The sequence below is a fragment of the Cohnella xylanilytica genome, assembly GCF_014212175.1.
Taxonomy (GTDB): Bacteria; Bacillota; Bacilli; order Paenibacillales; family Paenibacillaceae; genus Cohnella; species Cohnella xylanilytica.
This window is the reverse complement of sequence record NZ_JACJVR010000057.1, coordinates 24,110-37,549: the sequence shown is the minus strand read 5'-3', so window position 1 is coordinate 37,549 and position 13,440 is coordinate 24,110. Positions and strand designations below refer to the sequence as shown.

Sequence of the window (13,440 nt, the reverse complement as noted above, 5' to 3'; positions counted from 1 at the left end):
ACCCCTGGCTTCAGGATGATGGGTCTTGCCTTCCGAGCACTTGCTCAAGCTGCTTGCGAATGCGGGGACTTAGCCCCTCGGGCAGCCGCTCGACATCGAAATATCGCAGCTCCACCGACTCGACCCCGTCCGCCCGCAGCTCGCCTTCCGCAATCTCGTTCGTCGAATAGAGGATCGTGACCGCATAGAATTCGTCCCCGTTCGGCAGCTTCACGAATTGCTCCGGCCCGGAGACGACCCCGAGCAGCTTCAATCGTCCGACGACGAGTCCCGTCTCCTCGAGCACTTCCCTTCGTCCCGTCTCCTCCGCGGACTCGCCCAGCTCCATCAGCCCGCCGGGGATGGCCCATACGCCGCCGTGCTTCAATTGAAGCAGCAGCTCGTTCGCTTCGTTGAACACGAGGACGGCCACCCCGACGAGGATGACGGGCCGATGGCCGACGATCGCTCTCAGCTCTTCGATGTATCCCAAGCTTCGCTCCTCCTCGTCCCCTTTAAAGAGGCAGCTTCCCGGTTTGGAATTCTCAACCATTCCTAGCATAACGAATGGCTCCTCGGACTGTAAAGCGAAGTCCTGAACGAACACGTTCAAGGAATGTCCCTCTTCGCTATCGCGTGGCCCTGCGTTCGAACAAAGAAAAACCGTCAGGGAGATCGCCCTGACGGACCTTGCGAGTTCTATTCAACAACTCCATCTCTCCCCCGCCTATCCTCCCCCAACAACTCCGCGGCCCTGGTGCCGGCGGCTTCCCTGCGAGACGAACCCGTTACGTGGCTTCCTCGACGACATCCTTGGCGGCCTCCTTAGCGGCCTCCCCGACTTCTTCCTCCACCGGGAACCACCCGGGGATGCTGAACATCAGCCGCCACATCCCGTCCGGGATAATCAGCTTCCGTTGATCGTTCACGGACAGCGTCGTCCGGATCGCTTCTTCCCTTCCTTCCGCGACGAGCTTCGCCCAATCCGGCTCCATGACGAGCTCCCGGCCCAGCGCGACGAGTCCGATGCCGGTGCCAAGCGCGCCGACGGCGTCCTCGGGCGTGCGCACGCTGCCGACCCCGATGACGGGCAGCCCTTCGCCGACCCTCTCTTGGATGATCGTCAGACGGGGGCGGGAATCGTCGATTCCGCGGCGCGGCGCGGCATCGTAACGAACCAGCGAGACGGACAAGTAGTCCAAGCCCTTCGCCGCCAGAGCATCCACGAACGGAAGCGTCTCCGCCATCGTGATTCCCGGCGTCTCCGCTTCCTCCGGCGACAGCCGATACCCGACGATAAAAGGAGACTGCGCGGCCTCGGCCACGACCCGCTTCACCTCGGCCACGATCTCCAGCGCGAACGTCATCCTTCCCTCTGTCGTTCCCCCATAGCGATCGGAGCGGCGGTTCGTATACGGCGAGAAAAACTGGTGAAGAAGATTGCCGTTCCCGCCATGAATCTCGACGCCGTCGAACCCGGCCTCGACGGCCCGCCTCGCCGCTTGGCCGTAGGCAAGAACAAGCTCCCCGACTTCCTTCTCCGTCAACTCGCGCGGAACGGCGGCCCCCTCCTTCGACTCGGGAACGGCGCTTGCGCTCACGAGATCTCCGGTCATCGTCGATTGGCGGCCGGCATGGAAAATTTGCAATATCGCCTTGGCCCCCTGCTCCCGGATGGCCGCAGCCAATCTGCGAAGTCCGGGGACGACCTCGTCGCGGTCGGCCGCGGGGGCGCCGGGCAGCCCTCCGTTCGGCGCGACCCACGTGGCCGCCGTGACGACCATGCCGACGCCCTGCGCGCGGCGAACGTAGTACGCGATCTCTTCGTCGGATACGGTGCCGTCGGCGCGGGACGACACGTGCGTCATGGGAGCCATTACGAGCCGGTTGCGAAGCCGGATCCGATTCGGCAGGTCGAGCGGTTCGAACAACGGCGCATATTTTTCGTTCATAACAAGTCCTCCTTCTTCCGCCGTCTTCGGCGATCTTATAGGAGGATTATAATAAAGATACTTACGCCAAGTAAGAACGCAAATCGTTTGGACCTGGTCCAGACGCCTGGACCCGCTTACGAGAAGGTTAGCGACGGATGCGGTTCTTCCCGCAAGTATGGCGCGCGGCGTGAAGCGGGGCCGAAGAAGCCCGGAAGACTCGCCGGCGGCGAACCCGACCCGAAGCTCTCGCATCCATTTACTTGCACCGTTCCGAATGGTAGTATTCGATTATCAGCCATGGGAGCGTGGATTTGCGATGGATATCGAACGCTATCAGAACCTGATCCCGAACGTCTTCCTGTTCGTCGATCGCCGCTGCTTCCCGGATTGGGAGATCATCAAGCAGACGATCGACTTCCATGACCTCACCTTCGTGCTGGAAGGCCGTTCCTATTATTACGTGAACGGCGAGAGGCTGACGGTGGAAGCCGGAGACATGCTGTATATCGCCGAGGGAAGCTTGCGGGAAGCCCATACGTGCAAGGAGTCTCCGATGCATTCGTACGCCTTCAACTTCCAGTGGATGTCGGACGAGAAGCTGAACCTGCCCTTCGATACGGTGACGAAGTTCCCGCTAACGGCGGAGCTGCTGAACTATATCCGGGAATTCAACCATGTGTGGATGAGCAAGCAGCCCGGCTACGCCATGCAGGCGAGAGGCTTGTTCCAACTCATTCTCCACCGCCTCCTGACGATCGCGTCCCACCAATCTCCCCAGACGCTGTCGGATTCGCGGATCGCGAAGGTGAAGAACTATATCGTCGACCACTATTCCGAAGAGATCGACATCGCCCATCTGGCCCGGCTGGTCAATCTGAATCCCGTCTACCTCGGCAAGCTGTTCAAGCTCAACACGAACCGGACGTTCAAGGAATTCCTGAACGACGTCCGGGTGAACAACGCCGAGATGATGCTGTCCGCCGGGGGCTTCACGGTCTCCGAGGTCGCCGAACGCTGCGGGTTCAAGGACATCTCGTATTTCAGCAACGTATTCAAGGGAATCAAGGGCTACCCCCCGTCTCATGTCGGGAGGTGAGCCTGTCCCCTGTCGATGGTTACGGAGCGCCGGGAGGGTAGTAGTATGGAGGAATTTTGATCCATCCCCGTTCCCTCAACATCGACTTGATGTTGGTCCCCAGCACCAACTTCTCGCCCAGGAACTTCACGAAGAGGATTCCGACATCGTTCCTGACGGACTGCGATGCCGCGGATGCCGCGGTCATGATTAACGATACGATCTTGATGGCCAATCCGTTGGCCAGTTCGTCGTCGGTCATCTTCACTCCGAGCGGAACGGAATCCGGATCGGAGTCCGGCTTCTGCTCGGATGCCGGCGGCAGGGGAATGCCTTCTTTTGTCATGAAGTTCTTGAGGACTTGAATTTGCCCTTGCCCCAATCTCTGATCTTCAAGCAAGGCGTGCCTTAGTTGATCGTCTTTGGTCGTGTTCAAGCCGGCTTGGATAAAGACTTGCGCCTCCTCGAGTCCGCCCAGGTAAATCCAGCAGGACATAACCTCTCCTACGTGAAGCGGGTCATTCGAATCGTCGGCTTTGGATTTGATAAGGTTAAGCGCGGCTTCGATAAGATCTTTCATTCCGCACCTCCGATTGAGTCATCGCCTCCAAAATTTTCCCTAACGGCGCATCGATTATTCCATGTAAGCGGCCGAATCGAAGAATCGGCATTAGAAGAAGGTCCATTATGTTCAGGAAGAGTACGGATTCATGTTCATTATGGTTGGGGGGACTGAAATGAATAAATCCGAAAAATATTGGGACAAAACCGCAAGCGACTACGATCAAATCGAGAGGAAGGATGAACAGACTTACCTCCATATCCTGAAGAGAACGAGATCGTATCTCAAAACAAACGACATTGTTTTGGATTTCGGCTGCGGGACCGGGTTGATATCGAATGAAATCGCGGAAAATGCGAAAGAGATCCATGCGATCGATTTATCTCTGAATATGATCGAAATTGCGAAAAAAAAGGCAAAAGAGCGAAACATCTCAAACATAAACTATGCTCATTCGACTATTTTTGATGAAAGGCTTAAGAAAGGCTCATTTGACGTCATCCTGGTTTTTCATGTTCTGCATTTGTTGGAAGATGAACCTATCGTTTTGCAAAGAATAAATGAACTGTTGAAGCCGGAGGGATTATTGATCTCCGCAACGCCATGCGTGGGAGAAAAGGTATTTCTGAGAAACTTGTTAGCCTTTGCTGGCAGAATCGGTATCGTGCCGAATATAAGACCATTTAAAATACGCGATTTAGTCGATTTGATCGAGGAAGGGGATTTTTCGATTATCGAAACGGAATGTTTGAAGAACAGCTCTCGGGAATATTTCATTGTCGCCAGGAAGATTTGATAAGCGACATAGAGCCTTTCGCAGCCGCTTCGCCGATTATTTCGCCGTTAAATGGTTATACGAATCCAAAAGAAGAGGCCGTCTCCAAAGTCGGCATAGACCGACTAAGAGACGGCCCCATTTCCGCGGATCCGTCCATACGAATCGGATTCAGTTCAACAACCCGACCCATTCCCTGGCCCGGTCCAGCCGGCCGTCCGGCACGACGACGATGACGACGGGTTCGCCGGGGTCCCGGATCTTCGCCGCGAGCGCCGTCGTCCCGCTCGCCTTCAGCTCCGCTTCCGCGGCGGGCAAGGACGGCGCGTCGAGATTATAGAGATAGACGCGGCAAGAAGTCAACCCTTCGCGGGAACCGATGTCGTTGTGCTGTGATAATGTCACCCTATAACTGTTCTGAGATAATGTCACCATGGGACAGGAGACATTGACATTGAGCAGAGCAGAACTGAAGAAGGTTGTCGTGGTGGAGAAAATCATTGGTGGGCATATAACGAATGAGGAAGGAGCAGCAGTACTCGGATTATCGTGCAGACAGATCATTCGGTTGAAAAAGAAGTATTTGACGGAGGGGGGCGCAACGGCACTTGTTCATGGCAATCGCGGCAGGAAGCCTGCTCATGCGCTTACGGATGAGACGAAAGAACGCGTCGCAGCACTTTACAGTCAGCATTATGCCGGAAGCAACAACTGCCACTTTGCAGAGCTACTCACCGAACGTAACGCCCTGGAGCTAAGCCCTTCCAGCGTACGCCGGATCTTATTGGACAAGGGCATGAAGCAAGCCAAGCAGCGCCGCCGCAAAAAGGCGCATCAGCCGCGAGAACGTCGTTCTCAAGCCGGTGCGCTCTGGCAGATCGACGCCACGTCCTATGCATGGCTCGAAGATCGCGCCCCCGCCTTCACTCTTCATGCGGCTATTGACGATGCGACGGGCGTCGTTGTCGGCGCCATCTTCAGACCGACTGAATGCCGCGAAGGCTACTCGATTGTGATGCAGCAGGGAATCCAGCAATACGGGATCCCACTGGGGCTCTACAGCGACCGGCATACGATCTTCAGATCGCCGAATGAGCAATTGACGGTCGAACAGGAACTGACCGGCGATACGAAGCCGCTGTCCGATTTCGGCAAGGCCATGGAGGAACTTTATATCACGCACATCAAGGCGATGACCCCGCAGGCGAAGGGACGCATTGAGCGGCTCTGGGGCACGCTCCAAGACCGCTTGGTCATCGAACTAAGACTACTCGGTATCAACACGATTGAGGCGGCCAACGAGGTGTTACCGGCGCTCTTGCGCAAGCATAACCGCAAGTTCGCTGTGCAGCCGAAAAGCGGCGAAAATGCCTATATGAAGCTGGATTCTTCCATTCGTTTGGACTATGTATTTACGACTCGTGAACGGCGAACGCTTGGGCAAGGAAACACGCTATCCTATGCCAACAAAACCTACACCTTCGCTAAGCCTACTTCTTATCGCCTCGATGCCAAGACGGTCGTAGAGGTGCGTCAGACGCTTTCGGGAGAAGTCATTGTGTGGCACGACGATACGGCCATTAAGCTCACAGAAATCGAGAAGCCGATCCGTAAGCCCGAGCAGGAAAGGAAAAAGGCGAGTTCTGCGCAGCCACGCAAACCCGCCCAAGCGCATCCGTGGAAAACCACGGTGCAACAAAACCATATCAAGCGTACCACAAGCAAGAGCGATTTCCAAGACGCTCTGTATTCTCAGCACAACAGCTTTGCCGAGGCTCTCTGGTGAGCCTCGGCACCACTTAAAAGTGACATTTTCTCAGACGAGTTAAGGTGACATTATCACAGACGTTTGACACCCTTCGCGGGAACCGACGACTCGGATCTCCGCTTCGAGCTCCGCCCCGCTAATCGTCGCCTCGATCGCGATATCGGGCGAAGCCGGGGCCGCCTTCACGTTCGATCCGTTCGCGTCGGTCTCGGCCTCTCCCGTCTTCCCCGTCTTCCGCCCTTCCGTCCCCGCCGCTTCCGGCGCGTACAGGTCGGCCATCAGCGACAGCCAGCGGGAAGACGGGTGAACCCAGACTTCCGTGGCATTATAGCAGTTCTGCACCGGCCAATAGGGGACGTCGTACTGCTTCCTCGTCTGGATGCCGACGGGGAGCGAACCGCATATATCGCCGGAGGTGGCGCTGTACTGCGGAGAGAAGTTGTGCCCTTCGCCGTACATGAGGCTCTGCGCGAACGGATTGCGGCCGACCGTCCATTCGAGCTGAAGACGCGCCAACGCGCGCAGCGATTCGTCTCGGCGCAGCCGGGCGGCCGCGGATACCGCCTTCGCCTGCGACAGCCCGGTGCCCGTGTTGCCCCGCATGGCGTACCAGACCGGGAAGCGGCGCAGGTAGTGCCGCTCGGACAGCCGAACCCCTTGGAGCACCTGGTCGCGATATTCCGGCGACTCCGATTCTTCCAGATCGTAGACGCCCGCCGGCAGCATGCCGTAGGGCTCGGCGTAAGCGGCGATGCTGTTCATATACTCCGAATGAAGCACGACGGCCGCGTACCAGCTTCCCCAGCCGGGATGCTCCGGATACGCCTCCATCAGCCCGATCAGCGCGACGGTCGGCGCTTGCTCGTGTCCCCGGTGCGGGAAGTGAAGAAGACGCCGCCGCTCGGGCGACGCGTAGTAAAACCCCCGGAGCGGAATATCCCACTCCGGCATCCGCCGCTCCTGGCAGCCAAGGACGAAGCCGGCCAGCTCGGCGGCCCGGTTCAGGAACTCCGCTTCGCCCGTCGCCCGATAGAGCTCGACCGACGCGCTGATGCCCGCGGACGCGACGATGACGGGCGCCGTCCATTCCGACTCCTCCCCGCCGTCCCCGAACGCCTTCAGCGCGAACGCCCAATCCTCCCGCGCAGCCGTCAGGCAGCGATCCGCGAGGATCGGATCGGACGAACGGAAGCTTCGACTCGCGGCGGCTTCCGCGATGGCGGCCGTGAAGTTGGAATGCGGGTCGTTGCCCGCCTCGCAGACCTCGTCGTCCGCCGTCCCGAGGATGCCGTCCGTCCACAGGTCCATCGTCGCCCAAGTCGTCCGGTACCCGTCCCCGAACCGCGTCTTCAGCACCCACTCCAAGCCCCAGCGAGCTTCTTCCCGAAGACGCTCGGCCAGCGCACCGTCCGATGCCGGCAGCGCGTCGGCCAGATCGAGCATAGCATGGACCGCTTCCGCCGTATTGATCAAGCCTTGGGACAGGTCTCCCGCGTCGTGCCACCCGCCGTTGATGACGATCCGCTTGCCGTCGTGCTCGCAGAGGAAGTCCCGGTGGCAGACGCCGTGAATGCCCGGAACCTCCGTCCCGCAGCGGAGGCAGTAGAAGAAGTTCAGCGTCTTCCACAGGCTGCTCTCCCACACCCGCTCTCCGATCGGGAACGGCTCCGTCCGCGTATCGCCGATCTCGATCCGATAGCTTCCCGGCTCCCTAAGCTCCGAGAAGATCAGCACTCCGAACGATCCCAGCGCCGTCTCCCGCCGCTCGACGGGCTTCTCCAGAACCGGAACCGTCTCTCCGCCGTCCTCCTTCACGATGCGGAACCGATCCGGACCCTGGCTTCCGACGAGCGCCGTCTTGGCCGCGCCGGGCTCGTACCCGCTATGGCAGTACGCGACGGACCCCGGCGCGACCGGCCATCCTTCGGCGTAGTCGGGCTCCACGATCTGCAGCTCGAGCCCCGAGATGTCGTAGCGCACGTGCCGAGCTGCGCCGTCGTCGCTGCCTTGGAGCCGGTAGACGAATTCGAGCCCGGTCACCCGGTCCCGCGGCAGATGGGCGATCTCCCAGACGACCTCGTTCCACCGGTCCGGCTTCAGCAGGAAGTAATGGATGCCTTCCCGCAGATAAGCGTCCGGAATCCGTTCCTCCCCCTCGTTGTGAAGCACGACCGACATCGACACGACGCGGAAGCCCGGCAGCGTCGGATACACCCAGAAGCGGATCCGGTTGTACCCGCTCCAGTCTTCGCCGGGGAACCGCCGCAGGACCGACGCCTTGCCGTGCGGCCGGCCGGGCGCTTCCGTCTGATACGACTTGTCGGACGTCGTCGGCGATTCCAGGCGCACCGAGCGGCAGCCCGGCCTCGCCCGCTCGTCCGTGAAGCTCATCGTCCCTTGTTCGACGAGCTCCCAGACCGATTCGTCCTCCATCCGGTCGATCGCGACCGATTGGAGGACCGGCTTGCGCGACCGCCGGCAAGCGGCGGACTTCTCCTCCGGGATCGGCAGCGGGAAGGCGCGGAGGCTTCGACCGTTCTTTTCCCCTTTGCTGATCTTTTCTCCAGTGCCGTTCTTAACCCCCATGCCGCTCCTATCGCCCCCATCGCGCTTGTCGTCCCGACCGATCTTGTCGTCCTTGACGCTCGGGTTCGATCCTGCGGCTTCATGAACGCCCATTCCGCTCATGCCTTCTCCACCTCCCGCTCCGGCCAAGTCGGCAATACGCCCGAACGGGCGACCTTCCCGTACCAGATCGCGCTGTCCTTCGGAGTCCGCTCCAGCGTCTCGTAGTCGACGTAGACGGCCCCGAACCGCTTGCCGTACCCCCAAGCCCATTCGAAGTTGTCGAGGAACGACCACAGGTAGTAGCCCGCGAGCCGCCCGCCTTCCCGGATGAACCGCAGACACTGCTCCAGATGCGCCTTCACGTACCGGATCCGGGATTCGTCGCGCACGGCGCCCTCCTCGAGCTTGTCGGCCGCCGCCGCCCCGTTCTCCGTAATATAGATCGGCAGTGAGGTATAATCGTCCTTCAACCGCGCGAGCAGCCGGTACAGCGATTCGGGATGCACCTCCCACCCCATGTCCGTCACCTCGCTGTCCGGCGGCACTTCGTACTCGGCCTTGATTAGCGAATGCCTCTCTCCCGCCTTGACCAGGTTGCGGTTGTAATAATTGATGCCGAAGAAGTCGCCGGGCTCGCGGATCGTCTCGAGGTCGCCCGGCTCGATGAAGTCGAACTCGCCGACCCAAGGCCGGTACCATTCCATCATGTCTTCCGGGTAGCCGCCTTTGAAGATCGGATCGAGGAACCACCGGTTCAAATAGCCGTCGTGGCGAACCTGCGCCTTCCGGTCCTCCTCCGCGTCCGTCAGCGGCTCGTTGGAATCGAGGTTCAGCGTGATGCCGATCTCTCCCTTAAGCCCCAGCCTCCGGTACGCCTGCACCGCCTTCCCGTGAGCCAGCAGCAGATGGTGCGACGCCCGGATCGCCTCGCCCCAGTCCGTCTTCCCCGGCGCGTGTTCCCCCGTGCCGTAGCCGAGCATCGCCGCGCACCACGGCTCGTTGATCGTAATCCACTTCGGCACGTCCTCCCCGAACTCCCGGAACAGGACGTCCGCGAATCGCTCGAACCTCTCTACCGTCCGCCGGTTCGCCCAGCCTCCCTCGTCCTCGATCCATTGCGGCAGATCCCAATGATAGATCGTGACGAGCGGCTCGATGCCGTGCCGCTTCAATTCGTCCAGCAGCGACCGGTAGAACGCGAGGCCCTCCCGGCTCGTCTGCCCCTCGGCGGGATGGATGCGCGGCCACGAGACGGAGAAGCGGTAGTGGCGGATGCCGAGCTCCGCCATCAGCTTCACGTCCTCCGGGTAGCGGTAATAATGCTCGCAGGCCCGGTCTCCGGTATCGCCGTCCGAGACGGCGCCCGGCTTGCGGGAGAAGGAGTCCCAGATCGAGAACGAGCGGCCGTCCGCGTCGTGGGCGCCTTCGATCTGATAAGCGGACGTGGCGACGCCCCAGACGAATCCGCTCGGGAACGATTGGCTGTTAGTCATAGGCAGACATCCTTTGTCGATGGATTAGGGCGCCGAACTCGGACTTAGAACTTGACGGAGCCGGCCAGCGCCCCGCTGACGAGATACCGCTGGATGAACGAGTACAGCACGACGAGAGGCGCCGCGATGATCATGATGCCGCAGGCGAGCAGCGGCCAGTTGTTCAGGTATTGGCCGAAGAACGCGAAGAGGCCCTTGGTGATCGGCTGGTACTTCGTATCGGACAGGTAAATCGTCGGACCGATAATGTCGTTCCAGACGCCGATCGCCGTCAGCATGACGCCGGTGGCCAGAACCGGCTTCACCAGCGGGAACAGGATGCGGAAGATAAACCGCAGATAGCCGCAGCCGTCCATCGCCGCCGCTTCGTCGAGCTCCTTCGACACCGACTTGATGTACCCGACGAACATGAGGAAGGCGATTCCGGTGCCGCCCGTTCGCAGCAGCATATAGCCCCATTGGGTGTTATACAGCCCGAGCTGGCTCGCCAGCCAGAACTGCGGGACGAGAGGGCTCGGCAGGAACAGGGACATCGTGAAAAAAAGATAGATGAGGTTGGAGAAGCGGACGTAGCGTCGGGCGATCGGGAACGCGGCGAAGAGGGAGAGCAGTATGGACGCCGCCGTCGTCACGCTCGTATACAGCACGCTGTTCCAGATATATCGCGAGAAATCCCCCTGGTTCCAGGCGGTGCGGAAGTTGTTGAAGCGGAATTGCTCGAACAGGCCGATAGGGGACTTCAAATATTCGATCTGGGTCTTCATCGCTACGTTGAACAGATAGAAGAGCGGCAAGACGTAAACGCACAGCATGAACAGGACGACGGCATACCGGAAGACGGCGGACGATTTGGATTCGGCCATTACAGATCGACCTCTCTTCTGCGCAGCAGGTACATGAAGACGACCGTGAAGACGAACACGAATAGGAAAAGCACCATCGCGCCGGCGGAGGCGAGGCCGTAATCCGCCGTCGTGTTGTTGGCGATCGCGTCGCGGTAGACGTCGAGCGCGAGCGTTCGCGTGTTGAAGCCGCCGTTCGTCAGCACGTAGATGATGTCGAACGTCTGCAGCGCGCCGATGATGGAGAGCAGCGTATTCACCGTCACGGCGGGCGCGATCATCGGGAACGTAATGTAGCGGAACGCCTTCCAGCCGCTGGCCCCGTCGATATGGCCGGAGTCGTACAGGTCGCGCGGAATGGATTGCAGGCCCGCGATGAAGATCGTCATCGAATAGCCCATATACATCCAGATCTGCACGAAGATGATCCAGTAGAAGGCGGCGTCATAGCTGGACAGGAAGTTGCTGCGCGTGCCGAACATCTTGAACAGCTCCCCCATCGGACCGCTCATCGGGTTCAGCATCATGCGCCAGACGAGGCCCGACACCGTGACGCCGAGAACGACCGGCAGGAAGAAGGTGGCGCGGTAGAAAGCGTCGCCCTTCAGCTTCCGGTTGAGCAGCACGGCCATGAACAGCCCGATCGCGTTCTGGATGACGACGACCAGGAAGGCGAATTCGAGCGAGTTGCGGATCGAACGCAGCCTCTCGGCCTGGTCGGAGGAGAACAGCAGCTTGCGGTAGTTGTCGAAGCCGACGAAGTGCCAGCGCACGCCCGGAATCCCGGTCGCGTCCGTGAACGAGAAGAACACGGTCGCCATGGAGGGGCCGAAGGCGAACACCACGTACAGCAGCAGCGGAATCATCAGCAGCGCCAGCGGCAGATGCCTGGCGATCCCTCTTCCGAATGGGTACATCGAGTCTCACTCCCCTGCTCAGGTATCGTTGCCGGGATAGGAACGGGGCCGCCGCCGCAGCGGCTTCGGCCCCGTTCGTTCGCTGGATCGCGCGGTTACTTGGGCGCCGCGGCGTCCCATTCCTTCTGCGACAGCGCCGCCAGCTCATCCGGCGTCTTGATCGGTCCCGCGGGAGCGAGGAATTCCGCGTGAACGCTCGAGCCGCTCACGTGCTCGCCGGCGTTCGGACGATTGATGAACAGCTGGTCCCATGCCAGCTTGAACGATTGCAGGTACGGCTTCAGCTCGTTCACGAACGGATCCTCGATCTGCACGTCCGCGTTGGGCAGGAAGCCGGACGCCTTGACGAACTCCGCGTAATGGTCCGGCTCCGACTGCATCGCCAGCCACTTCAAGGCGGCGTCCTTGTTCTTCGCCTTCTCCAGAACCATCCAGCTCATATCGTACTTGCCGGCGAGGGAGGCGTTCTGCGCCGCGTCGTTGCTGCCCGGGATCGGGAAGTAGCCGAATTCGAGGCTCGGATCGCCGGACTTGATCGTCGGGGCGTTCCAGGTGCCGTCCGCGATCATCGCGACCTTGCCGCTGATGAACAAGCTCGGCAGCGAGGCGTAGTCGACGCCCATCGTGCCATCGATCGCGTTCTGAAGCAGGTACTGCGCCTTGGACAGAATCTCGATCTGAGCCGGGTCGGTGAACTTGGTCGAGCCGTCCCAGAGCCCCTTGATGAAGGCCGCCTGATCCTTGTGCACCGTGGCGGACAGCCCCTGCACCGCGAGGTTGAACGGCCAGATGTCCTTGCCGGCGAAGCCGAGCGGCGCGATTCCTTTGCTCTTGAGCGTATCGACGACTTTCGTAAATTCGTCCCAGGTTTTCGGAACCTGAAGGCCGTTATCGGCGAAAATTTTCTTATTATAGAAGAGCCCGGTGAACGAAACCTTGCCCATGTTGATGCCGTACACCTTGCCGTTGTAAGTCGTGGAGTTCTCTACGTCCGTCGCGTTGTAGTTCTTGACGAAGTCCTGGCCGGACAGGTCCATGATCAGGCCGGCGTCGATCCATTGCTTCCAGACGGGCGCTTCCGCTCCCTTGGCCCATTCCTGCGGGATCGGGGCGAAGCCGCTCTTGAGCGCCACCAGGTCGGCGTCGTTGGCGTTGATTCTCGTCTGCTGCAGCTGGTCGTACGTCGCGTCCGACGGAACCGTCACGTAATCGACCTTGATGTTCGGGTATTTCTCCGTGAATTTCTTGTTGAACTCCTCGTAGTACTTGTTGACGGGCTCGTTGATCCAGTGAATGATCTTGAGCGTGACCTTCTCGTTCGAGGACCCCGAATCCGGAGAGGCGGATCCGGAGCTGCCGGAATCCGGCGGGTTGGAGGCGCTTCCATTGTTGCCGTTATTCCCCCCGCAGGCGGCCAGCATGAAGATGACCGTAAGGCTTAAACCGAGCAAGACAAGCTTCTTGAACATGTCCCTTTCCCCCAATCACAAGTTTGGCGATCGTTCGGCAGCCGCTCATTACGAAATC

At 60.1% G+C, this 13,440-nt stretch carries 12 protein-coding genes; 3 read left to right on the top strand and 9 right to left on the bottom strand.

Annotated elements, in window-relative coordinates; genetic code table 11:
- Positions 1-10 precede the first annotated feature (10 nt).
- Both H7B90_RS14835 and H7B90_RS14830 read right to left on the bottom strand, forming a co-directional pair.
- Positions 11-472: an NUDIX hydrolase gene (locus H7B90_RS14835; RefSeq protein ID WP_185136672.1), complete on the bottom strand. Its 462-nt coding sequence runs from the start codon at positions 470-472 to the stop codon at positions 11-13.
- 295 nt (positions 473-767) lie between these two features.
- Entirely contained in the window at positions 768-1,931 is a 1,164-nt protein-coding gene (locus H7B90_RS14830) for an NADH-dependent flavin oxidoreductase (protein WP_185136671.1), read from the bottom strand.
- 298 nt (positions 1,932-2,229) lie between these two features.
- On the opposite strand from H7B90_RS14830, the gene H7B90_RS14825 reads away from it, so the two are divergent.
- Entirely contained in the window at positions 2,230-3,009 is a 780-nt protein-coding gene (locus H7B90_RS14825; protein WP_185136670.1) for a helix-turn-helix transcriptional regulator, read from the top strand.
- 19 nt (positions 3,010-3,028) lie between these two features.
- Here H7B90_RS14825 and H7B90_RS14820 read toward each other — a convergent pair whose 3' ends face one another.
- On the bottom strand, positions 3,029-3,568 hold the full coding sequence (locus tag H7B90_RS14820; protein ID WP_185136669.1) for a DUF3231 family protein: 540 nt from the start codon (positions 3,566-3,568) through the stop codon (positions 3,029-3,031).
- Positions 3,569-3,698: 130 nt separating this feature from the next.
- Here H7B90_RS14820 and H7B90_RS14815 point away from each other — a divergent pair, with 130 nt between their 5' ends.
- Positions 3,699-4,346, top strand: coding sequence for a class I SAM-dependent methyltransferase (locus H7B90_RS14815; protein ID WP_185136668.1), 648 nt, complete (start codon positions 3,699-3,701; stop codon positions 4,344-4,346).
- 150 nt (positions 4,347-4,496) lie between these two features.
- On the opposite strand, the gene H7B90_RS14810 is transcribed toward H7B90_RS14815, so the two are convergent.
- Complete coding sequence (locus tag H7B90_RS14810; RefSeq protein ID WP_185136667.1) at positions 4,497-4,730, bottom strand: hypothetical protein; 234 nt, start codon at positions 4,728-4,730, stop codon at positions 4,497-4,499.
- Between the two features lie 49 nt (positions 4,731-4,779).
- On the opposite strand from H7B90_RS14810, the gene H7B90_RS14805 reads away from it, so the two are divergent.
- Positions 4,780-6,111, top strand: coding sequence for an ISNCY family transposase (locus H7B90_RS14805; protein WP_185136666.1), 1,332 nt, complete (start codon positions 4,780-4,782; stop codon positions 6,109-6,111).
- 39 nt (positions 6,112-6,150) lie between these two features.
- On the opposite strand, the gene H7B90_RS14800 is transcribed toward H7B90_RS14805, so the two are convergent.
- The 5 genes from H7B90_RS14800 to H7B90_RS14780 form a co-directional block, all read right to left on the bottom strand.
- Positions 6,151-8,781, bottom strand: a complete 2,631-nt coding sequence (locus H7B90_RS14800) for a glycoside hydrolase family 9 protein (RefSeq protein WP_185136665.1) — start codon at positions 8,779-8,781, stop codon at positions 6,151-6,153.
- Positions 8,778-10,154 (bottom strand): GH1 family beta-glucosidase, encoded by a 1,377-nt coding sequence (locus H7B90_RS14795; protein WP_185136664.1) that lies wholly within the window; start codon positions 10,152-10,154, stop codon positions 8,778-8,780. The genes H7B90_RS14800 and H7B90_RS14795 overlap by 4 nt, the downstream gene beginning before the upstream one ends.
- Before the next feature lie 44 nt (positions 10,155-10,198).
- Positions 10,199-11,017 carry a carbohydrate ABC transporter permease gene (locus H7B90_RS14790; protein WP_185136663.1) on the bottom strand — a complete coding sequence of 273 codons (819 nt, stop codon included), beginning with the start codon at positions 11,015-11,017 and terminating at the stop codon, positions 10,199-10,201.
- Positions 11,017-11,913, bottom strand: coding sequence for a carbohydrate ABC transporter permease (locus H7B90_RS14785; protein WP_185136662.1), 897 nt, complete (start codon positions 11,911-11,913; stop codon positions 11,017-11,019). The genes H7B90_RS14790 and H7B90_RS14785 overlap by 1 nt, the downstream gene beginning before the upstream one ends.
- Positions 11,914-12,008: 95 nt before the next feature.
- The gene (locus tag H7B90_RS14780) at positions 12,009-13,382 is read right to left on the bottom strand and encodes an ABC transporter substrate-binding protein (protein WP_185136661.1); all 1,374 of its coding nucleotides are present in this window, start codon (positions 13,380-13,382) and stop codon (positions 12,009-12,011) included.
- Positions 13,383-13,440 lie beyond the last annotated feature (58 nt).